Raw genomic sequence first — 20091 nt, forward strand, 5'->3', positions numbered from 1 at the left:
GCGCGAAAACTCGAGGCCCCTCCGGGGTTTCGCTTGTCTCCCTTGCGCCCGCAGGGGCAGTCGGCGGGAAACGGGTCACGAGGCGGGGCGAAAGGGGCTCCGCCGAACGACGAAGGAGGTCGAAATGAAGAATCTGAAGGAACGCGCAATCAAGGCAGCAAAGCTCTTCCTCGAGCGCCGCGGCTACGAGGTCGTCGAAACGGGCTGGAAGTGCCCGGCGGGCGCGATCGACGTGGTGGCGATGGAGGACGATATCCTCGTGCTCGTTGAAGTGTCGGCGAGAACCGCCGCCGAGGGAGGCTTCCCGGAGAGCAGTGGCCCCAAAGACCGCGGGCGCCGCGAGACTGCCGCCATCGCGTACCTGGCGGAGCATGAGGGCGTCGACCGCCCTGTCCGCTTCGACAACGTGAGCCTGGTGGTCCTCAGCGAGGGCAAAGCCTTCCTCCGCCACCACATCAACGCCCTCTCCGACGCGATTCCGGACGTTGCCGGTAACGCGCTTCCCTCAGGGGTCGTCTAAGACCTCCTGGCTCCTCTCGAGAGAGCCTCGGCCGTCAGGCTGGGGCTCTCCATCGTCTCGAGCGTTACCTTATCGCTTTGCGGGTTGGCGTCCTCGAAATCGCTTCACGATGCACGAACGAACGTCTAGTCCGATCACCATGGAATATAATTTCGCTATATACGATTTGCGGCATGGGCGATTGGAGGAGCATTTGGCGATAGCCGATCCATCTGCACCAATCAATAGAGACAATATCCGGGATCTTCCTCGACCGAGCTATATTAAGTGGCTTCTGCGCGAGAAGAAACATGTTCCCGGGATTCCAACCGACTGCTATTTTCTTGATTGGACTATTGACGAAGCCGAACTTGAGGCTTGGGCCCTTCACGTAAGAAGGCATTACGTTCGTGACGACGAACTGCTCGAAGACAGCTCATTTAACGAGATGAGCGTAGAAGACTATCTCTCAACATTATGCATTCCGATGCGCTACGAGCGAGACAAGCGCGGACCGGCGGTCCGGGCTGGCGATTTCGCCGAAATTGTCGTTAGCGACTTGCTGCAGTTCATCGAGGGGTTAAGCGTTCCCCGATACAAACAAATCGAGAGAACCAATCCGAACATATCCGATCCAGGATCGGACGTAGTCGCATACAAAGTCGATGATCCCGGCAACCCGCAAAGAGACGACCTTCTGCTTGTTGTTGAAGTCAAAGCGAAGCTGACGGGTTCGGTGAAACTAGAGGAAGTTATTAAAAACGCCGGCGAGCATTCAAAGAAGGATGAGCCCGGTGAGGATTTTAGGGTCCCGTTTTCATTGAAGGCTATCGGAAAGCGAAGTAGGGCGGCGGGCGATGACCTCACTGCTTTGGAATGCAGGAGGCTTATGAACCTCACGGAGTATCCCCTTACTTTCAAAAGGGGCTCTGCGGTTATGGTTTCGCTGGAAGACGTCACCGCCCTCGAGGGCTATTCCCTTGAGTCCTTAGGGCTTTCGAAAGACGAGAGGCTGATTGTGGTCCACGGAAGCAAACTGATGGAACTAGTGCATAGCGTTTACGACAGGTGCGTGAAATGATATTCGGTAGAAGATCGGAACGAGGGTTGAAATACGCTCGAACCAGGGCAAAGATCGATGAGTTCATGGTGGACTCCGACGAAATGCCGGAATTCGCATTCGACTCTGACACCCTTTGCTTCGAAAGCGTTCTAGCAATTTCCGACGCTTTGGATCTTCTTTCGGAAAAAGGCGAGCTGGATGACGGACCCAAAAGAGATCTGTCCTATACGGCCTCTTTCCTCAATGCCGCCGCAAATGAAAATAGGCACGCTAAAAAAGCCGACAGCTACTGGGCTTTGGCTTGCACGGCATACTTCCTTCTCGGAAACTACGGAAGCTCAAAATTTGCTCTGAGTAGAATAAGCTCGAAGGACGTGTTGGGGCACAACGCACGTCTCTTTTTAAGCATAATAGACTACCTGTTCAACTGCGCAAAAGACGAATCGTTTCCGCTTTCCCTTTTTGTCTCATATATGGAAGGGCGCTTTGAAGACAAGCGGGAAGTGGCTGAAGAGGTGAGACAGAATCTGACCGAGGACAACGCAGCAGATAGCTTTTTTGCCGACGTCGTCAGCACTTGCACAGCCCTCTCCATGGAGTATGCTGCGGCAACTCTTCTTCCTCGTTATTCGGGGATACCCCTAAGTTCCTGGGAGCCGTCTCTAAAATCGAACAAGTTCGGAAAGCTCTTATGGCAAGCGCAACAGCGGATCGGGGAAAAGGGTGCTTTTGCGGGCAAGGATCTCTTCATTCAGCTTCCGACGGGATCCGGGAAAACCAAGAGCATCGAGCTGATTATTCGATCGAGGATTCTTGCGGGAGGCTGCGACACTTCGATTGTCGTTGCTCCGCTAAGGGCCCTTTGCTCCGAAATCTCCAAAGATTTGGAAGACAGCCTGGGTGACGTGGCGTGCGTTCATCATGCGAGCGACATCTTCGAACTGGACGGTTGGCTTAATCTGGGTGATTCCAAGCCGGAAGTGCTTGTCTTCACCCCGGAAAAGCTGTCATTTGTGCTCCATCATTCCGAATTGAGGGCAACGGATATTGACCTATTCGTATTCGACGAATCGCATCTGATTGACAATGCGTCGCGAGGGCCCTCGTATGAACTGCTATTGGCAGAAATAATAGCGGCAAAGGAAAATGCCCAACTCGTCTTAATTTCCGCAGTGACATCGAATCCGGACAGGTTATCCGAATGGGCGTTCTCCGACCCCTCAAGATGTACCACTGGAGATGGGATCGAGTCCACGGAAAAGACGATAGGGTTTCTCTCCCGTAATACGGGCAGCATAGACTTCTTTCAATACGGAGGTTCTGCAGATCTGAATTATTTCCTCCCTTATCATATATCGGCTCTCACTCTTCCTTCGCCATCGCACGACGGAACGACAACGCAATTCCCCGACTTGAAGGCATCTGCCAAAAGACGGAAATCGGGCGACCTGGCTTTGTTCTACTCAATACGGTTGGCCCACGGGGGGCCGGCCGCCATCTTCATACCTCAACGCAGCAACGTCTGGGCTTTTCATGAACGTATAGCAGAATTAGCCTCCTTCGGTCTTGATTTCTCCCGGATTACCTCGCTTAGCGATCCCGAGGAGTTGGAGAGAATTGCGCGGTTGTTCGCATTGCACTACGGAGAGCATTGCGCCTTCTCGAAAAGCGCATCATCGGGAATACTCCCGCATTTCGGCACTCTCCAAGGCGCGCTCAAGCAGGCCATTGAACACGCTATGAGAACCGGGGCCGTGAGATGCGTCTCATGCACTTCCACGCTGGCGCAGGGCGTCAACCTTCCTATTCGATATCTGCTGGTTACGGACAGGTCAAACGGTTTCGAAAACACCACTGTAAGGGACTTCCAGAATCTTATCGGGAGGACTGCACGCGCCGGAAAATACAGCGAAGGAAGCATCATTGTTTGCGATGTCGATTTGGAGAACCAGCGTGCAAGAAGAGCTTACCGAAGGCTGTTCGAGGCTTCTGCAGTAGAAAAATGCGAGAGCGCGATACTCAGTTTGTTCGAAGATGTGACGTTGTGGGACAGGAAAGTGAAACGAAGGGTGAAAGGCTCGGATATAGCCAACTTCATTTTGGAGCATTTCGACGACGGCGACCTCGAATCGAAGCTCGTCGACGCTCTGGCATCAGCCTTCAGATGCGCGCCTGAGAAAATTAGCAGGAACGTTTCTGAGAAAATCACCTCGCTTGAAGCAGTGGAAAACTACGTTGCCAACATGGCGGATGCAAAAGGCGAGCAAATGTCGGAAACTAAAACGATTTGCTCGAACACGTATGCCTATTTCTGCATGGACGATGACAAGCAAGAGCTTCTGATTAAACTCTTTGAAGCAATCTACGACCACTTCGAAGAGCAGGATGGCGAGCAGAGGATTGCGATGGTGGCGAAAACCCAAGCGGGAATTCGTAAGTCGACCGCGCTGCGAAATTGGATAGTTACGGAAGAATGCTCCTCTTTCTTGAAAGGCGGCTGCAGCAACCTTGCGCTGCTCGTCGATGCGTTTTTCGATATTGAGCATCCGAATCATCAAAAATGGTTGACTGCTCAAGGGCTTGCCGCTATTGCCCGCATGTGGATAGAGGGCGCGAACATTGAGTCAATCCTCGCACAGGTTGAAAACGATTGCGCCTCGTCGAAGCGAAGCCGTCCGAGCTTAGAATCGATCAGCAAGGTCACCGCAGAAACCGTAAGCTATGATTTGTCCCATTTCGTCTCGCAGGTTAGTGACGCCTCGTCGATTGTTCTCGGAACCAAAGAGCACGAAGAAAACCTTCTTGCACTCCAAAAGCGTTTAAAATACGGCGTGAGCGGGATGGTAGAAGCCCAGCTTTGCGAAGAGCTCTTTGACGACAGACTGGTTGTCAAAGAGATCGCCGCTGTTTTAGGGCCGTCTGCAACGAATAGAAGTGTGGCCTTAAAACTGAATGCCTTGATAAAACGAGCGCAGATCGAACATGTATTGGAGCCCTATCCCACCTTACTGATGAATCGTTTCCGAACCTGGCTAGCGTAATCTTTCGTTCTTAAGTCTCTTGGATTAAACAAAGCAAAGCAAGAGGCCTATTCCGTGTACACAGGTCCACGGAATAGCTCTTGGCCGCCTCCGGGCGGCGGCTGCGGGACGCGCCGACGGCGCCTTCCCGGCGTCATCCGGAGCGCGACGAACCGTCCCCGTCCGGGGCGGCGTCCGCACGCGCCGCCTTCGGCTCCGCTACGCTCCGTGCGGGGGATCCCCCGCGCCCCTAGGGCGCCGGCCCGCCCCCGCGAACGGGGTTCGAGGAGGCGAGCCGGCGAAGATGGAAAGGCACCCCAAGCAGCTCCACGTGAGGATGTCCGAGGCGGAGATCGCCTCGGCGAAACGGCTCGCGCGGGAGCTCGAGATGACGGTCTCGGACCTCTTGCGGGTCCTCCTGCAGCTTCCCGCCGAGGCCGTCCGCGGGGGCGGCTCCCTCGTGGTCGTCGACCGCACGACTGCGGCGAGGATATCCCGCGAGATGACGCGCTGGGGCCATCATTACAACCAGGCGGTGCACGCGCTCAACGCCATCGCCTACTACCTGAGGTCCAACGACATGGACGCCCCCGAGGTCATGGAGGAGCTCGCGCGGGCGGAGCGCACCCTGGCGGGGATGCAGCCCGGGATCGAATCCCTCCGCAAGGAGGTTTCCGCGCTGAGCGGGAGCGTGATCGCCGCGCTGGGGAGGTGAGCGGGATGCCCATGCTCAAGGCCATCGAGGGAGGCCTCGTTCCCTGGGTCGCCTCCGGGCGCGACTCAGGGCGCCTTCACGGTGACGTGGACATTTCGCTTCGCATGGCCGACATGCCGGCCGTGCGCGCATGGCTCGCCGCCGAGGGCCTGTACAATCCCGCACTCGACTCGCTCAACCTCCCGTGCAACGCGGGCCACGGGGACTTCGGCGTCCATGCCGTGGCGGGCGGCGTGCTCGTGAGCTTCTGCCCGTTCCGCTTCGAGGGCGGCGATCTCCGCCAGCGCAACGCCGCGCTCGCGGCGACCGACGGCTTCGACGCCCTGCTCGAGGCGGTCGTTCCCTGCGTCGAGGAGGGCGACCTCTTCGAGGTGCGCGCGCTGCCGGGCGGCACCGTCATCGGCTGCGCCACGCTCGAGTCCGTCCGCGCGGCCAAGGTCGCGAGCGGGCGCGAGAAGGATGCGCACGACGTCGCCGAGATCGACCGCATCGGCTACGACCCCGCGCTACGCTCGAGTGGCGGCCGCCTACGGGGCCATGCGCATCGCATGCGTGGCACACGGGGAGTAGGCTGGCCGTAGAGAGAAGCGGGGGGCGGGTCGCCACGGTCCGCCCCCATCGCCTCAGCATCGCGCCCCGCGCCTCCCGCCGGCGCCTACCTCACGAAAAGGCCGCCCTGTGACACCCCGTAGGCCACCACCAGGGCGAAGAGCGCCAGGACGACGTAGCCGACGACGAGGAACGCCCGCCAGGCCCTGAGCGCCGCCTCCTTGCCCCGCTCGACGTCCGAGTAGATCGAGGAGATCTGCTTCTCGGACTCGTTGAGCGCGCGCACGTCGCCCACGTCGACGCCCCTCACGAGCTCGTCGAGGCTCATCTCGTAGTAGTCGGACAGGAGGACGAGCCGCTGGAAGTCGGGGTAGGACTGCCCGAGCTCCCACTTCGACACCGTCTGCCTCGAGACGCCGAGCTCGTATCCCAGCCGCTCCTGCGAGAGCCCCCGCTTCCTCCTGAGGTCGGCGAGCCTGTCGTTGAAGTTCATGGTCGCTCCTTTCGGTCGGTCCTGCGGTCCGCACCGCCTTGGTGCGAGACCATGGAACCGCAGAGCGGGCCCTGGCGCCACCAACGACGGTTGGCGATCCGTCAACCAAAGGCGGCATTGGGCGAGGTTGCGGCGGCTAGGGCGCGGACACAGGGCGCCCGGTCTCGATGAATACAATCAGCTCCTCGAGGTCGTCGAAGTCGTCGTAGTCGCCCGTGATGCCCCCCGCGGTGGTAGACGACCCCCGCGGCCTCGTTCCGCTCGAGGCAGTCCAGGAGGTGCCCCTCTCCGAACCTGCGCGCGAACTCGCCGAAGGCGCGCGCCTTGAGCTGGGCTCCCGCCATGGCTTCGCAGACGCTCGAACACTCGTAGCAGTGCGCGATCCCCCGTCCCTTTGAGCACGACCTCACCTCGCAGGTGGCGGCGTCCGGGCAGGACTCGGACTCGCAGCCGTCGCACCCGTTGTTCTCCGAGCACAGGCAGCAGGCGAGCCCGCACCGCGCGATCCCCAGCTCTCTTCTCATGATGACCCCCTTGTTAACGAACGTATGTTCCTGTACCATGATGCTACCACAAGCGAGGACGGAGGCCACGATGGCGTACGACTTCAAGAGGGAGTTCCGCGACCTGTACCAGCCCAAGACCGCCCCGGCGCTCGTCGACGTTCCGGCGATGACCTTCGCCGCCGTCGCCGGAGCGGGGGATCCCAACGAGGAGGGGGGCGCCTACAAGCGCGCCCTCGAGCTCCTGTACGCTTTCTCCTACACGGTCAAGATGTCGAAGATGGGCGACTGGCAGCCCGAGGGCTACTTCGACTACGTTGTGCCGCCGCTCGAGGGCCTGTGGTGGGGCGGAGAGGGCGCGTTCGACGGGACGGGTGTCGCTGACAAGGCGGCCCTCTCGTGGGTGTCGCTCATCCGCCAGCCCGACTTCGTGACGCCCGGGACCCTCCCCGCGATTCGCGAGATGGCTGCCGAGAAGAAGCCCGACCTGGCGGGCGCCCTCGAGTCGGGCGAGCTCCGCCTCGTGCGGTTCTCGGAAGGGCGCTGCGCGCAGTCCATGCACAGAGGCCCCTACGACGAGGAGGGCGCCACGATCTCGAAGCTCGCCGCCTTCATCGGCGCGCAGAGCCTTCGCCTCGACATCAGTGAGGTGGGAGGCTCGCGCCCGAGAGACATCCTCGGCGCGCTCGACTGCGACGGCGGCGTCCCCGCCGTCCGCCTCCACCACGAGATCTACCTGGGCGACCCCAGACGCACGAAGCCCGAGAACCTCAGGACCGTCATCCGGCACCCGGTAGCTTAGGGACGACCATGGACCTCTCGCGCATAGACGCCCGCCTGCTCTCGCGCTCCGGCGCAACCAAGGACCTCCACGAGAAGTGGGGCTGGATGGTCTACTGGGTGGGCGGAAGGCAGTTCGCCTGCGAGTTCACCGCCTCTCCCGACGCCAAGCCGCCCTACGCGGGGCGCCACCTGCTCTCGCTCAAGTGCGACCCCGACCGCATCCTGGAGCTGCGCGCCGAGCACCCGGGCGCGGTGCTGCCCGGCTACTACTCCGACGGTCGCACGTGGGTCTCGGTCGACCTTGACGCCGATTTGTCTGAGAAGCTCATGCTCGACCTCTGCGACATGAGCTACGACCTCGTCTTCGCCAAGCTGCCCAAGCGCGTGCAGCGGGAGGTCGCGGGCGAGTAGGCGCTACCCCGCGAGCGCGCGCAGCGATTCGGCTGCCGCCCGCGACGTGATGTGGAGCCTGAGCCCGATGGGGCTCACCTCGAGCCCCACGACGGGCGACCCCTCGTAGGTGGTGACCTCGAGCACCTTGACCTCGTCGAGGTCGTCGGCGCTCTGCCCGAGCTTCTGCGTCTCCGGCTGCCACAGCTCGAAGGCGTACTCCGCGTCGGCGTCCGGCTCCGCGGCCAGGCCGTTCTCGTCGGAGAGCGGGTCGAAGGCGCCCTCGATCTGGTCCTGGTCGGTCAGCTCGCGCACGACCTCGCCGGTCTGGGCGTCCCTCACGACGAGGCGGGAGACCTTGCCCCAATCGACGTCCGAGAGCGTGTCGGCGAGCTCCTGCGTCTGCGAGGCGAAGTCCTCCGCCTGGTCGGCGACGTCGTCGAGGCCGGGCAGGCCGAAGCACCCCGCGAGGGGCAGCGCGACGGTCGCGGCGAGTAGGGCGGCGATGGCGGCGCGGGCTCTCATTGGTCTCCTTCCGGCGGGGCTTCCCGCCCATTCTACCCCCTGGGCCGCCCCCGCGGGATCTCTCCCACGGGGGCGTCTCGCCCAGGGACCGGGGCTCGTGGGGACTGTCTTTTGGGCCCTGGCCTAGTTGTCCCGGGCGAGCCTGCGGTAGAGGGCCGCGAAGACCGCGGCGCCGGCGACGGCCCAAGCGAGCGTCGCCGCCATCGGGGCCAGGGAGTCGGTCGTGAGGAGGCGCCCGTCGACGGCGAGGCCGAGCAGGTCGTAGACGCCCCCGAGCGGCGTGAACGCGGCAATCGCGTCGACGGCGTCGTTCGCCGTCCCGAAGGTGGGCACGAGGGCCAGCAGCAGCACGGGCACGCTGTAGAAGCCCGCCGTCATCTGGTCGCGCGAGGCGAGCCCGAGCACGAGCGACACGAGCACCACGGGCACGGCGCCCAGCGCGGTGAGGGCGAGGTAGACGGGCAGCAGCGCGGGGTCGCCCTCCGCGACGGCGAAGCACGCCGCGCCGACCGCGACCACCGCGGCGAGCGTCACTCCGCCCTTGGACGCGGCCACCTCGCCGGCCCCGACGTTGGCGAGCATGAGGGTGCGCAGGGTGTGCTTCTCCTTCTCCTCGGCGATGCCGTAGATGAGCACCATCGAGGCGACCATCCCGACGCTCATGCAGAGCCCGGAGCCGAGCAGGAACTTCTGGAACTCGCCCTCGGCGCCGGCGAGCCCCGCGCCGGCGAGCCCCGCGTCCGCCGCCGTGTCGCCGATGACGAGGCGGAACAGCAGCATGAAGCCGATGGGCATGAGCAGCACCACGAGCATCGTGAGGTTCTTGAAGAGGTCGGCGAGGTCCTTCGCGGCGAGCGCGCCGATGCGCCTCATCGTGGCGTCCATCCTACAGCTCCCTTCCGGTCAGCTCGAGGAAGACCTCCTCGAGGTCGGGCTCGTCCGAGTGTATCGACAGCACCTCGCCGGCGGCGAAGAGCTCGCGCGCGGCGTCGGCGGACGCGGCGTCCTTCGTGAGCTCGACGGCGCCGCGGGTGCGCGTGGCGACCACGACGCGGTTGCGCGCGTGCTCCATGGTGAGCTCCGCGGGCGCCCCCGTCGCCGCGATGCGTCCCTCGTTGAGGATCGCCAGGCGGTCGCAGCAGCCCTCGGCCTCGGCCATGTCGTGCGTGGTCAAAAAGACCGTGGTCCCGGCGCGGCGGAGCTCGGCGAGCATCCGGTGCACCTCGGCGCGGGCCGCCGGGTCCAGGCCGCTCGTCGGCTCGTCCAGAAAGACGAGCTCCGGGCTGTGGACGAGGGCCGCGAGCAGCGCCGCCCTCTGGCGCATGCCCTTCGAGCAGTTCTTGACGAGCGTCTTGCGGTCCCGCTCGAGGCCCACGCGCTCGAGGAGCGCCGGTATGCCGCGCTCGCCGCGCCCGCGCACCTTCGCGTAGAGGCGCAGGTTCTCCTCGATGGTGAGCCGCTCGTAGAGGGCGCTCGTGTCCGAGAGGATGCCGATGCGGTCGTAGTCGGCGCCCGACGCGTTCTCGATGGGCCTTCCGAACAGCGTGATGCGCCCGGTGTCCGCCGAGAGCTGGCGGGTGAGCAGCTTGATCGTGGTGGTCTTGCCGGCGCCGGAGGGGCCGAGGAACCCGAAGCACTCGCCGCGCGCGACGGCGAAGGTGAGCCCGTCGAGCACGCGCTTGGCGCCGAAGGAGAGGCAGACGCCCTCCATCGAGAGCACGGGGCTATGCGTCGCGGCCATCGTCGCCCTCCTTCCGGGGAGCCTCCCCGCTCCCGCCCTTCTCGTCCTTCCGGTTCTTCTTGCGCCTGCCGGTCTCGAACACGCCGGCGGCGAAGCAGCACGCGATGATGATGACGCCCATGATCGCGGGGTCCATGCTACATCGCCTCCCTCGCGGTGCGGTTGCCGGCGGCGAGCGCGGCCTCGAGGCTCTTGATGCGCTTCTCGGCGCGGGCGATCTGGTAGCCGAGCCCCGCGGCGAGGAGCACCGTCGCGATGGCGAGCACCATGAGGAGCGCGGAGAGCTGCTCCAGCGTGAGCGGTGCGTTGGGCCCCAGCGCGTCGGCCACGATGTCGAGGATCTGCTGTTCGGTCATGGCGTTTCCCTTCTCGTCTCCCCGGCGCCCCCTCGGGCGGAGCCGGGTGCCTTTCCGATGGCACCATCCTCGCCGGCGCGACACGCCGCCTCAAGGGGTTTCGACCATCAGGAGCTGCGGAAACGACGAGAGGAGCAATAGGGGCCACGAGAGGAGCGCCGGGGGGCGCGCCTACCTCCAGCCGTAGCGGTCGCGCATGGCCTCGGCGCGCCCCTTGGCGAGCGGGATCTGCGTCGCCGCCGCGTCGGCCAGCGTGAGGTTGAAGCTGTTGCGCGTGAAGCGCTCGACCTTGGCGACCTTCTGGACGTTCACGATGTAGGAGCGGTGGCAGCGGAAGAAGCCGTAGCGCTCGAGCTCGGCCTCCAGCTCGTCGAGGGTCATGCTCACGGGGTAGAGCTCCCCGCGCACGGAGGCGAAGTTGGCGCGGTTCACGCTCTCCACGAAGTCGACCTCGCGCGGGTCGAACAGCAGAGTCGCCCCGTCGGACCTCGCCGGGACCTTGAAGACGCGGACCTCGTCGCCGGCGAACCCCGCGCCGTCCTCCTCGTCCCCCTCGACGGCCGTCTTGGCCTCGCGGAGGACCCCGTCCTCCTCGTAGAACGCCGTGCCGGGCATGAGCAGCGCCTCGCGCAGCGGCTCGCCCGCGGTGATGAGGACGCCGCCGGCGTCCGCGACCTGGCCCATCCACGCGGTGACGAGGCCGCGCGTGGCGGGCGTCACGTCGGCGAGCGGGCGCTCGCAGAAGACCACCTCCGGCTCGGAGAGGCTCATGCGCGCGAAGTTGAGCAGCGCCCGCTGCTCGTTCGTGAGGTTCTTGACCTGCGTGCGCGCCGCCGGGGCAAGGCCGAAGTGGGCCATGGCGTCCTCGGGCGCGACGGCGCCGCCCGCGAGGCGCGAGAAGAGCCTGAGGTAGGAGCGCACCGTCTCGCGGTCGAAGCCGCGGTCGGTGCTCACGTAGAACGCGCACCTGCGCCGGGCGTAGCGCCCGTGCACGAAGCGCACGGCGCGGTCCACCGTCTCGCGGCGGCACTCGAGGTGGACGCTCTCGCCCTCGCGGTCCGCGAGCAGGTCCTCGACGGTCTCGTACGATGCTGTGTCCGGCACGTGCCCCTCCCGGTCCCTCGTCCAATGGAAAGCGAAACCAAGTATATCGGGTATCATGGGGCGCATGGGAACAAGCGCACTCCGAAACATACGCGCGCTCGTCGCGCGCGACCTCCTCGACGCCGTCCGCAACCCCACGACGCTCATGTCGTGCGCCGCGGGCGCGCTCGTCGCCGCGTTCTTCGGGCGCGTGGTCGCCGGCGCGCCAAGGCTCTCCGCCGCCGAAGGCGACGCGTTCGCGCTCGTCGCGGCCCTCTGCATCGCCCCGGCGTTCGCCGGCTGCGTGGTGGAGCTCTACGTCATGGCGGAGGAGCGGGAGCGCGGCGCCTACGTCACGCTCGCCGAGGCGGGCGTGGCCCCGGGCGAGATCGCCATCTCCAAGTGGGCCTCCGGAACCATCGCCACGCTCGTCACCCAGGCGGTCTCGTGCCTGCTCCTGGGGCTCCCGCCCGAGACCACGGCCGCGCTCCTCGCGCTCTCCGCCGCGGGCGCCCAGCCCCTCCTGCTCGCCGGCCTCGCCTCCGGGCTCTACGCGCGCGAGCAGATGGCCTCGAGCCTGCTCGCCGTGCCGCTCACGGTCGTCGCCGTCGCCCCCGTCCTCTCGTTCGTCTCCGGGACGGTCCGGTCCTTCACGTGGTTCTGGCCCCTGGGCCCCGCCGCCGAGGCGGTGCGCGCCGCGTGCGGCGCGGGCACCGCGGCGCCGGCCCCCGTCCTCGCCGCCCTCGCGGTCGCGTGGACGGCAGCTGCCGCCGCGCTCGCCGCGCGGGGGTGCCGCCGCTTCGCCCGCGAGCTCGCCGCCGAGCGCGACCGGCTGGCGTAGCGTTTGCCGACCGCCTTCTTGACCTGGCTCCTCGCTAAGCAGACAATGTAAAGACATTGTCTTTAAGGAGGTGCCGCATGGCTGATACGACCCTCGTGAACTTCCGGCTCGATCAGGACACCAAGCGCTCGATGGAGGGTGTCTGTCGAGACCTCGGCATGAGCATGACCACGGCGTTCACGCTCTTCGCCAAGAAGGTCAACCGCGAGCGGCGCATCCCGTTCGACGTTTCGCTCGACGGCGCGGCGGGAGCACGGGCGTCCGTGCCGTCGCTCGCCGTGGGCGCCAACCACGCCGACCCGGCAGTCATCGTCGAGGGCGTGACGCGCGTCTTTGGCGAGGGGGCGGCCGAGCGCCGCGCGCTCGACGGCGCCTCGCTCACGGTGCGCCGCGGGGAGTTCGTCGCCGTCATGGGGGCCTCGGGATCGGGCAAGTCCACGCTCCTGCACATCTTGGGCGGCGTCGACGCGCCCACCGCGGGCCGCGTCGTGGTTGACGGCATGGACCTCTCCACCTTGGGGCCGGATGCGCTGGCGCTCTTCCGCCGGCACACCGTCGGGCTCGTCTACCAGGCGCACAACCTCGTTCCGTTCCTCACGGCGCGCGACAACATCGAGCTGCCCCTGCGCTTCGACGGAGCCAGGCCCGGCCCCTCCGAGGTGGCGGAGCTGCTCGACCTTCTCGACATAGCCGATTGCGAGCAGAGTCTCCCCTCCGAGCTGTCGGGCGGGCAGCAGCAGCGCGTCGCCATCGCCCGGGCGCTCGCGGCCAAGCCCGCCGTGGTGCTTGCGGACGAACCGACGGGCAGCCTCGACCGTGCGAACGGAGGGCGCGTGGTGCAGCTGCTCGGCAGGGCGCGCGACCGCTTTGGGACCACCGTCGTTCTGGTAACGCACGACGAGAGCGTCGCCGCCGCGGCGGACCGCGTTGTGCGCATCTCGGACGGCCGCGTCGTCGAGGAGGGCTGAGCAGTGCTTCGCTCCTACCTTGAGGCGTACATCAGCCACAACAGGGCGCCCGTTGCCGCCCTCGCCTCGCTTTCGTTTGTGGCGTCCGTCCTGCTCGGGCTCATCGTGGGCGTGGGCAGCCTCATGGTCACCGACTACCTCGTGCGCATGGCGGCGCTTGGCCAGGCCCCCGACGTTACCGGGTCGACCATCGCCTTCGGCCTCGTGATCGCGTTGGCGGCCGTCGCCGTTGTTCTCATGCTCAAGAGCGCCTTCGACGTCTCCATGAGCGCGCGCATCAGGCAGCTCGGGCTTCTCAAGAGCATGGGTGCCAAGGACGGTCAGGTCAGGCGGCTGCTGCTCGCCGAGGGCTGCGCGCTCTCGCTTCCCGCGGCCGCCGCCGGCGTGCTTGTCGGCCTTGGGCTGGCGCTCGCGCTGGTGAGCGCCGTGGTGTCTGCCACCGCGCAGAGCCGCACATACGACCCGGTGGTCGAGATCGCGCCGCAGACGGTCGTCCTCGGGCTCGCCGTCGCCGTCTCGACCGTCCTTGTCTCCGCCCTGCTCCCGGCGCGACGCATCGGGCGCGTGAGCATCGTCCAGGCGATGCGGCAGGGCGATGACGACTGTCGCGCGGCCAAGCGGCCCGGCGTCCTTGCCCGCATCATGGGGAGCGGCCTCGGCATCGAGTTTCAGCTGGCGGCGTCGTCGCTGCGCGCCCGGCGCCGCGGCATGCGCACCGCGAACGTGTCGATCGCCCTGGCCGTGCTCGCCTTTGTGACGCTCCTCAACTTTGAGACGCTCTCGCACCTCTCGACGCAGGTGACGTACTTTGATCGCTACGCGGGCGTCTGGGACGTCCGCGTCACCGTGGACGGCGCCGAGGCCGCGGGTCCCGACCAGGCGCTTGTAGACGAGCTGCTTGCGACCGACGGCGTGACGGGCGTCTCCACCGGCGACGCTTACAAGGTCGGCTCGGGCGACCTGTTCTATAACGTCCTGACCGACTCGGCGGCGTCCGAGGCGCGCGTCGCCGACGAGCTCGCCCGCCGTTTCGCGGGGCGGGACGACGTTGAGGTGCTGAGCCTTCGCGCCGAGGCGGCGCGCGACGCGAGCGTGCGGGCCGGCCTTCGCCTCTTCGTCGACGTGCTGGCCGGAGTGCTCGCCTGCGTTGGGATCGCGGACGTGTTCGCGAGCGTCCTCGGCAGGATTCCGGCGCGCCGGCGCGAGATGTCCCAGCTCCTTGCGGCAGGCATCGACCGCAGGCAGGCCTCGCGCATGTTCACGGCAGAGTCGGTGCTTATCATCGCCAGGCCGCTGGCGTGGGCGCTCGCCCTCAACGTCGTCATCGCCGTTCTCGCGATTGCCGCGAGCCCGGTTGAGCCGTTGGTGTTTCTCGCCAGCATGCCGGTGGCGCCGGTTGCGCTCTTCGTCCTCGTGTGCTGGCTCCTGGTGCGTCTTGCCTACGCCCTCGGCGAGCGGGCCGTCTTCCGAGCGCCCACCCTTGCCGTAAACGTGGAGTAGGCCCTTGGGCCGGCCCGTGCGAAATGCGGGCCGCTAACCAAAAGCTAACGGATCTGGCCTACCGTTGCGCTGGGTGATGCCGGAAGGGGTGCATCTATGGCGAAGCATGTGCTCGTCGTCGAGGACGAGCCCGACGTGCTGGACGCGCTCGTCCAGCTGCTCGCGAGCGCGGGCTTTGAGGTGCGGGGCGAGAGGGATGGGCTCGCGGGGCTCCGCGCGTTCCAGGAGGCCCTTCGGAGCGTGCCCTTCGACCTCGTCATGCTGGACGTGATGATGCCCAGGATCGACGGCTTTACCCTCTGCGAGGCGATCAGGTCCTCCTCCGACGTCCCCGTCATGGTCATCACCGCCCTTGACGGCGAGGACGACCAGCTGCGCGCCTTCCGCCTGCTCGCCGACGACTTCGTGTCCAAGCCCTTCTCGCTGCCCGTGGTGCTCGAGCGCGCCCGCGCGCTGCTCAGGCGCTCCTCAGCGCGGCCTGCGCCCGCGGACGCCGCCCTGGCGTGGCGCGACGTGGTGCTCGACCCCGCCTCGCGCGAACTATCGCGGGGCGGGGTCCCCGTCGGGCTCACCAGGACCGAGTTCGACGTCCTGCTCGCCCTCATGTCGCGGCCGGGTAGGGTGCTCTCCCGCGCCGAGCTCGCCTCCGCGGGCGGGCAGGCCGACCCCGCCGACCCCACCGCCGGCGAGTCGGCCGTGAAGCTCCACGTCATGAACATCCGCCGCAAGCTCGGGGCCGACGTCGTCGAGACCGTGAGGGGGGTGGGCTACCGTGTGCCGCGCGATCGCTAGCAGCCTCTCCGCGAAGGTGTTCCTGCTCACGGCGGCGCTCCTCGCCGTCGGGTGCCTTGCCCTCTACGTCGCCGTCGCGCTCGCGCTGCCGGGCGGCTACCGCGCCCTCTCCGCAGCCCGCGCCGAGGAGGCCGCCGCGGCGCTCGCCGCCGAGCTCTCCGAGGCGGACGCCGGGGAGGCGGCGGGCATCGTCGAGCGCTTCGCCGCTGAGAACGGCGCGGCGGTGACGCTCTCCGGGGAGCCCGGCACCGCGGCCGCCGGGGAGGGGGCTTCGGAGGGCTCCGCCTACACCGTGTCCGTTGCCGTCGAGCTGGCCGACGGGTCGAGCGAGCTGCTCACCATCACCGACTCATCGGGTGCGCTCGGAATCATCGGCGACGCATTCCTGCGCCTCTTTCCTCCGGCGGCCCTGCTCATCTTGGCCTTCTCCGCTGTGGGCGCCTGGGCATGCACGCGTTTGGTTGCCCGGCCCGTGGTGGAGATCGCCGACGTTTCCGAGCGCCTGTCGCGCCTCGACATGACGTGGTCTTGCGACGAGCGGCGCGCAGACGAGGTGGGCGTGCTCGCGCGGAGCCTCAACGCCATGGCGGCGAGGCTCGGGCGCACCATCGGCGAGCTCCGGGGGGCCAACGAGCGCCTGCGCGCCGAGGCCGACGCGGCTCGCGCACGGGAACGGGAGCGCCGCGACTTCCTTGCCGCCGCCTCCCATGAGCTCAAGACCCCGCTCGCCGCGGCGCGGGCGCAGGTTGAGGGGATGATGCTCGGCATCGGCGACTTCGCGGATCATGAGGCGCACCTGCCGCGGGCGCTCGCGGCGCTCGACCGCATGGACGCCCTCGTGCGCGAGATGCTCGCGGCGGCGCGGGCCGAGTCCGCTCCCGCGGCGGCGCCCGAGGCCCTCGACGCCCGCGAGGTCGCGGCCTCGGCGGTGTCGGCGTCGCGGGAGCTCGCCGCGTCGCGCGGCGTGGAGCTCGCGCTGCTCCCCGGGGCGCCCTGCCCGGTGGTGGCCGAGCGCGCGCAGCTCGAGCGGGCCGTCTCCAACGCCGTCTCCAACGCCGCGCGCCACGCCCTGCCCGGGACCCGCGCGACCGTCTCGCTCGGGGGCGGCCACCTGCGCGTGGAGAACCGCTGCGAGCCGCTGCCGCCCGAGGTCGCGGCCCGGCTCACCGAGCCCTTCTTCCGCCCAGACGCCTCGCGCTCGCGCGACGGCGGCGGCTCCGGCCTGGGGCTTCACCTCGCCGCACGTGCCCTCGAGCGTCTGGGTACTCCACTCGAGCTCTCCTGTGAGGACGGGACGTTCGTCTTCGAGGCCGACCTCTCCGGCCTCGCCGCGCCGGCGCGAACGGAAGACTAACCGAACGAGGACCGTGCGCGAACGGGTGCGCGCCACCATCGGGGGCGTCAGGGCGGCTGCGGCCGCCGAACCCGATGGAAAGGTGGTTCCATGTCGTTTCCCAGACGCGCGCTGCTCTACCTCGCGCGCAAGCGTGGCAAGACGCTCACGCTGCTTGCCCTACTCTTCGTGGTCGCGGTCCTCGCGCTCACGAGCTGGTCTGTCCGAGGTGCCGCCCAGACGGCGCAGCTGAACGTCCGCCAGGCGCTCGGCGGCACGTTCACCGTGGAGCCAGACTCCTCCAACATGTCCAACTGGGGCAGCTCGAGCGTGGGCACGGGCTCGCAGATCACGTTCCAGGGCGAGCCGCTCACGGCCGACTTCGTGCGCGACGTCGTGGAGGGCGTGGACGGCGTGCGCGGCGGCTCCGGCAGCGTGTCCAACGTCCTCATCCCCGAGACGACGGACGGCTCGGCGGCGCTCGAGCTCGTCGAGGGTGCGGATGGCGACTCCTCGCTCGCGGCCGCCTACGCAGGCGACGACTTCGGCCGCACGGTGCAGTTCTTCGCCGTGAGCGACAGCGCCTTCGACTCCTACTTCGCCAACGGCTACCTGCGCCTCGTCGAGGGAGAGCCCGTCACCGAGGACTCCGGCGACGGGGTGCTCGTGAGCCGGGAGTTCGCCGAGAAGAACGGCCTTGCCGTCGGCGACGAGTTCAGCGTGCGCCGGGCGACCGTCCACGCGCAGATGGCAGGCATCGACGTGGAGGACACCCGCACGCGGGTGCGCGTCGCCGGCGTCTTCGAGCCCACGGCCAAGTCCCAGGCCGACCTCGCCAGTTGGTCGATGGACAACGCCATCTTCGGCACCATCTCGACGCTCGACCACGCCCGCGAGGGCACCGCCGAGCAGGGCTACGACCGCGTGACCTTCCAGGTGGACGACCCCGCCGAGCTCGGGCGCATCACCGGGGAGGTCGAGGGGCTCGACGCCCTCGCGGGCAAGGGCTACCTCGTCTCGGCCGACACCTCCGACGTCGACGCGGTGAGCGCGCCGCTCGAGAACATGGACCGCCTCGTGACCGCGCTCGCGGCGGCGTCGGTGGCCGTGGGCGCCGTGGTCCTCTACCTCGTGCTCTCCGGGCGCGTGCGCGACCGCCTGCACGAGAGCGGCGTGCTGCTCTCGCTCGGGCTCAGCCGCGCCTCGGTGGTGGGGCAGTACCTCTGCGAGGTCCTGCTCGTGGCCGCCGTCGCCTTCGCCCTCGCCGTGCCGGCGAGCTCGATCGCGGCGCGCACGATGGGGGACGCCCTCCTGGGCTCGGCGTCCGAGAGCGTCCAGACGGGCGGCGGCGACGGAGGCGTCAGCACCGCCGACGGCGTGTCCACCGTCTCGGGCGACCCCTTCGCGCCGACCTTCGAGGTCGACGGTGCCTCGTTCACCGACATCGAGGTCGAGGTGGGGCCGGAGTCCGTCGCGGCGCTCTTCGGCGTGGGGCTCGCCGTCTCGGCCGCCGCGGTGCTTCTGGCCAGCCTGCCGCTCAGGCGCATGGGGCCCCGCGAGATCCTGTCAACGCTCAGCTAGGGAGGAAGACCATGGAGAAGAACCCTGAGGCCCACGGGAGCGGCGCCCCCGCGCTCGAGCTGCGCGACGTGTCCTACGCCTACGCCTCGCGCCCGCGGCTCAAGATCCTCAACGGCGTCAGCGCCTCGTTCGAGGAGGGGGTGATGTACGCGGTCGTGGGCCCGTCGGGCTGCGGCAAGTCCACGCTGCTCTCGCTCCTGGGCGGCCTCGACGTGCCCGTGTCCGGCGAGGTCGCGGCCGCCGGCGCGCCGCTCGGGCGGGGCGACCTCGCCCGGCACCGCCGCGAGAACGTCGCCTTCGTGTTCCAGGGCTACAACCTCGTCGACTACCTGACGCCGGCGGAGAACGTGGCGCTCGCCACGCGCCTGCCCGCGCTGCCGCTCCTCGAGAAGGTGGGGATCTCCGCCGAGGACGCGCGGCGCAGCGTGCTGGCGCTCTCGGGCGGCCAGCAGCAGCGCGTGGCCATCGCCCGGGCGCTGGGCAGCGACGCGCGGGCGCTTCTCTGCGACGAGCCCACGGGCAGCCTCGACGAGGACACCGCCGCTGAGGTCGCCGACCTGCTCGTGGCGGCCGCGCACGACGAGGGGCGTTGCGTGGTCGCGGTCACGCACTCGCGCGACCTCGCCCGTCGGGCAGACCGCGTTTTCCGTCTCAAACGGGGAAGGCTCGTGCGCGAGCGATAGCCTCCGGGCACCTGTCTGCCCGGCGCAGTTTCCTGTGCGCCAAGTTATGTCATGAGGCTTCCCCTGAGCGGCTCCTTTTGTCCGTAAGGGCAAGAGGGGCCGTCTTTTTGTGTACCGTGCTTCTCTTCAAAGAAAGAGGGGCAGGATGGAGCACTCCCACGATTCCGTCCGACGTGGCGCGCGCGGCGCCTCCGTCACCGTGGCCTTCCCCGGCGGAGCGAGAGTCTCCGTCGAGGTGACGGACGAGGTCGCCAGCGCCCTCAGGGACATGCAGCGCGAGACATGGCGGATCGAGCGCAGGGAGGCCAGGCACACGCTCAGCCTCGACGCGATGGATTCATTTGTCCCATCCGCCGGCCCGAAGTCGGAGCCGGGATTCGACCTCTTGAGCAAGTGCCGGAAGGGCGAGCTCGTTGCGGCTTTGGCCCAGCTTCCCGCCGTGCAGCTCCGCCGCCTCCTCATGCACGCGGTCGCCCAGCTCCCCGTCAGGGAGATCGCCCGTCGCGAGGGGTGCTCCGAGCGCGCCGTCAAGTGCAGCCTCGCGAAGGCGAGGAGAAAGATGAAAGAAATCCTCCCCGAGGGCTTCCCCTCCTGAGCGCCCCCTGTCCGTATGGATGAGGGGGGCGCTCCCCTCATGGACCTTGAGAACCGCATACCCGTCCGCAACGGCAAG

Annotated in this window: 22 protein-coding genes; 15 read left to right on the top strand and 7 right to left on the bottom strand. The window is 67.2% G+C overall.

All coding sequences use genetic code 11. The features are described 5' to 3' along the window. Positions 1 to 124 precede the first annotated feature (124 nt). From B5F89_RS08060 to B5F89_RS08080, 5 genes are all read left to right on the top strand, one after another. Positions 125 to 520, top strand: a complete 396-nt coding sequence (locus B5F89_RS08060) for a YraN family protein (RefSeq protein ID WP_087431279.1) — start codon at positions 125 to 127, stop codon at positions 518 to 520. A 193-nt stretch (positions 521 to 713) separates the two neighbouring features. After that, a complete protein-coding gene (locus B5F89_RS08065) occupies positions 714 to 1580 on the top strand; it encodes a hypothetical protein (protein WP_087431280.1) in 867 nt (288 codons plus the stop codon). Positions 1581 to 1645: 65 nt separating this feature from the next. Then, positions 1646 to 4603 carry a DEAD/DEAH box helicase gene (locus B5F89_RS08070; RefSeq protein ID WP_158098448.1) on the top strand — a complete coding sequence of 986 codons (2958 nt, stop codon included), beginning with the start codon at positions 1646 to 1648 and terminating at the stop codon, positions 4601 to 4603. A gap of 283 nt (positions 4604 to 4886) precedes the next feature. After that, on the top strand, positions 4887 to 5297 hold the full coding sequence (locus tag B5F89_RS08075; RefSeq protein ID WP_087431282.1) for a hypothetical protein: 411 nt from the start codon (positions 4887 to 4889) through the stop codon (positions 5295 to 5297). A 5-nt stretch (positions 5298 to 5302) separates the two neighbouring features. Then, complete coding sequence (locus B5F89_RS08080; protein ID WP_087431283.1) at positions 5303 to 5878, top strand: hypothetical protein; 576 nt, start codon at positions 5303 to 5305, stop codon at positions 5876 to 5878. A gap of 74 nt (positions 5879 to 5952) precedes the next feature. On the opposite strand, the gene B5F89_RS08085 is transcribed toward B5F89_RS08080, so the two are convergent. Beyond that, positions 5953 to 6339 (bottom strand): helix-turn-helix transcriptional regulator, encoded by a 387-nt coding sequence (locus B5F89_RS08085; RefSeq protein WP_087431284.1) that lies wholly within the window; start codon positions 6337 to 6339, stop codon positions 5953 to 5955. A gap of 594 nt (positions 6340 to 6933) precedes the next feature. Between B5F89_RS08085 and B5F89_RS08095 the strand changes: the two genes are divergently transcribed. Then, entirely contained in the window at positions 6934 to 7644 is a 711-nt protein-coding gene (locus B5F89_RS08095) for a GyrI-like domain-containing protein (RefSeq protein ID WP_087431285.1), read from the top strand. A gap of 8 nt (positions 7645 to 7652) precedes the next feature. Then, positions 7653 to 8036 carry an MmcQ/YjbR family DNA-binding protein gene (locus B5F89_RS08100; protein ID WP_087431286.1) on the top strand — a complete coding sequence of 128 codons (384 nt, stop codon included), beginning with the start codon at positions 7653 to 7655 and terminating at the stop codon, positions 8034 to 8036. 3 nt (positions 8037 to 8039) lie between these two features. On the opposite strand, the gene B5F89_RS08105 is transcribed toward B5F89_RS08100, so the two are convergent. The 6 genes from B5F89_RS08105 to B5F89_RS08125 form a co-directional block, all read right to left on the bottom strand. Further along, positions 8040 to 8540 carry a hypothetical protein gene (locus B5F89_RS08105; RefSeq protein WP_087431287.1) on the bottom strand — a complete coding sequence of 167 codons (501 nt, stop codon included), beginning with the start codon at positions 8538 to 8540 and terminating at the stop codon, positions 8040 to 8042. A 123-nt stretch (positions 8541 to 8663) separates the two neighbouring features. Further along, the gene (locus B5F89_RS08110; RefSeq protein WP_087431288.1) at positions 8664 to 9425 is read right to left on the bottom strand and encodes a hypothetical protein; all 762 of its coding nucleotides are present in this window, start codon (positions 9423 to 9425) and stop codon (positions 8664 to 8666) included. Position 9426: 1 nt separating this feature from the next. Further along, positions 9427 to 10281: an ABC transporter ATP-binding protein gene (locus tag B5F89_RS08115; RefSeq protein WP_087431289.1), complete on the bottom strand. Its 855-nt coding sequence runs from the start codon at positions 10279 to 10281 to the stop codon at positions 9427 to 9429. Then, positions 10265 to 10417, bottom strand: a complete 153-nt coding sequence (locus B5F89_RS10055) for a hypothetical protein (RefSeq protein WP_158098449.1) — start codon at positions 10415 to 10417, stop codon at positions 10265 to 10267. The genes B5F89_RS08115 and B5F89_RS10055 overlap by 17 nt, the downstream gene beginning before the upstream one ends. 1 nt (position 10418) lies before the next feature. After that, positions 10419 to 10637, bottom strand: a complete 219-nt coding sequence (locus tag B5F89_RS08120; protein WP_087431290.1) for a hypothetical protein — start codon at positions 10635 to 10637, stop codon at positions 10419 to 10421. 171 nt (positions 10638 to 10808) lie between these two features. Continuing rightward, entirely contained in the window at positions 10809 to 11741 is a 933-nt protein-coding gene (locus B5F89_RS08125) for a LytTR family transcriptional regulator DNA-binding domain-containing protein (RefSeq protein WP_239286722.1), read from the bottom strand. Positions 11742 to 11805: 64 nt separating this feature from the next. On the opposite strand from B5F89_RS08125, the gene B5F89_RS08130 reads away from it, so the two are divergent. The 8 genes from B5F89_RS08130 (at position 11806) to B5F89_RS08165 (ending at position 20013) form a co-directional block, all read left to right on the top strand. After that, positions 11806 to 12561: an ABC transporter permease gene (locus B5F89_RS08130; protein WP_087431291.1), complete on the top strand. Its 756-nt coding sequence runs from the start codon at positions 11806 to 11808 to the stop codon at positions 12559 to 12561. A 77-nt stretch (positions 12562 to 12638) separates the two neighbouring features. Next, positions 12639 to 13529, top strand: coding sequence for a type II toxin-antitoxin system RelB/DinJ family antitoxin (locus B5F89_RS08135; RefSeq protein WP_087431292.1), 891 nt, complete (start codon positions 12639 to 12641; stop codon positions 13527 to 13529). A 3-nt stretch (positions 13530 to 13532) separates the two neighbouring features. After that, the gene (locus B5F89_RS08140) at positions 13533 to 15029 is read left to right on the top strand and encodes an ABC transporter permease (RefSeq protein ID WP_075279412.1); all 1497 of its coding nucleotides are present in this window, start codon (positions 13533 to 13535) and stop codon (positions 15027 to 15029) included. 96 nt (positions 15030 to 15125) lie between these two features. Next, positions 15126 to 15821, top strand: coding sequence for a response regulator transcription factor (locus B5F89_RS08145; RefSeq protein WP_087431293.1), 696 nt, complete (start codon positions 15126 to 15128; stop codon positions 15819 to 15821). Further along, positions 15802 to 17175 carry a HAMP domain-containing sensor histidine kinase gene (locus B5F89_RS08150; RefSeq protein WP_087431294.1) on the top strand — a complete coding sequence of 458 codons (1374 nt, stop codon included), beginning with the start codon at positions 15802 to 15804 and terminating at the stop codon, positions 17173 to 17175. The genes B5F89_RS08145 and B5F89_RS08150 overlap by 20 nt, the downstream gene beginning before the upstream one ends. A 90-nt stretch (positions 17176 to 17265) precedes the next feature. Further along, positions 17266 to 18735, top strand: a complete 1470-nt coding sequence (locus B5F89_RS08155) for an FtsX-like permease family protein (RefSeq protein ID WP_087431295.1) — start codon at positions 17266 to 17268, stop codon at positions 18733 to 18735. Positions 18736 to 18746: 11 nt separating this feature from the next. After that, positions 18747 to 19418: an ATP-binding cassette domain-containing protein gene (locus B5F89_RS08160; protein WP_087431296.1), complete on the top strand. Its 672-nt coding sequence runs from the start codon at positions 18747 to 18749 to the stop codon at positions 19416 to 19418. 145 nt (positions 19419 to 19563) lie between these two features. Next, the gene (locus B5F89_RS08165; protein ID WP_087431297.1) at positions 19564 to 20013 is read left to right on the top strand and encodes a sigma factor-like helix-turn-helix DNA-binding protein; all 450 of its coding nucleotides are present in this window, start codon (positions 19564 to 19566) and stop codon (positions 20011 to 20013) included. Positions 20014 to 20091 lie beyond the last annotated feature (78 nt).

The sequence above is a fragment of the Collinsella sp. An307 genome, from assembly GCF_002161805.1.
Lineage (GTDB): Bacteria > Actinomycetota > Coriobacteriia > Coriobacteriales > Coriobacteriaceae > Coprousia.

Coding starts and splice junctions, on each gene's coding strand:
- B5F89_RS08060 (WP_087431279.1), top strand. CDS start 125: ATGAAGAATCTGAAGGAACGCGCAATCAAGGCAGCAAAGCTCTTCCTC.
- B5F89_RS08070 (WP_158098448.1), top strand. CDS start 1,646: ATGGTGGACTCCGACGAAATGCCGGAATTCGCATTCGACTCTGACACC.
- B5F89_RS08075 (WP_087431282.1), top strand. CDS start 4,887: ATGGAAAGGCACCCCAAGCAGCTCCACGTGAGGATGTCCGAGGCGGAG.
- B5F89_RS08080 (WP_087431283.1), top strand. CDS start 5,303: ATGCCCATGCTCAAGGCCATCGAGGGAGGCCTCGTTCCCTGGGTCGCC.
- B5F89_RS08085 (WP_087431284.1), bottom strand. CDS start 6,339: ATGAACTTCAACGACAGGCTCGCCGACCTCAGGAGGAAGCGGGGGCTC.
- B5F89_RS08095 (WP_087431285.1), top strand. CDS start 6,934: ATGGCGTACGACTTCAAGAGGGAGTTCCGCGACCTGTACCAGCCCAAG.
- B5F89_RS08100 (WP_087431286.1), top strand. CDS start 7,653: ATGGACCTCTCGCGCATAGACGCCCGCCTGCTCTCGCGCTCCGGCGCA.
- B5F89_RS08105 (WP_087431287.1), bottom strand. CDS start 8,540: ATGAGAGCCCGCGCCGCCATCGCCGCCCTACTCGCCGCGACCGTCGCG.
- B5F89_RS08110 (WP_087431288.1), bottom strand. CDS start 9,425: ATGGACGCCACGATGAGGCGCATCGGCGCGCTCGCCGCGAAGGACCTC.
- B5F89_RS08115 (WP_087431289.1), bottom strand. CDS start 10,281: ATGGCCGCGACGCATAGCCCCGTGCTCTCGATGGAGGGCGTCTGCCTC.
- B5F89_RS10055 (WP_158098449.1), bottom strand. CDS start 10,417: ATGGACCCCGCGATCATGGGCGTCATCATCATCGCGTGCTGCTTCGCC.
- B5F89_RS08120 (WP_087431290.1), bottom strand. CDS start 10,637: ATGACCGAACAGCAGATCCTCGACATCGTGGCCGACGCGCTGGGGCCC.
- B5F89_RS08130 (WP_087431291.1), top strand. CDS start 11,806: ATGGGAACAAGCGCACTCCGAAACATACGCGCGCTCGTCGCGCGCGAC.
- B5F89_RS08135 (WP_087431292.1), top strand. CDS start 12,639: ATGGCTGATACGACCCTCGTGAACTTCCGGCTCGATCAGGACACCAAG.
- B5F89_RS08145 (WP_087431293.1), top strand. CDS start 15,126: ATGGCGAAGCATGTGCTCGTCGTCGAGGACGAGCCCGACGTGCTGGAC.
- B5F89_RS08155 (WP_087431295.1), top strand. CDS start 17,266: ATGTCGTTTCCCAGACGCGCGCTGCTCTACCTCGCGCGCAAGCGTGGC.
- B5F89_RS08160 (WP_087431296.1), top strand. CDS start 18,747: ATGGAGAAGAACCCTGAGGCCCACGGGAGCGGCGCCCCCGCGCTCGAG.
- B5F89_RS08165 (WP_087431297.1), top strand. CDS start 19,564: ATGGAGCACTCCCACGATTCCGTCCGACGTGGCGCGCGCGGCGCCTCC.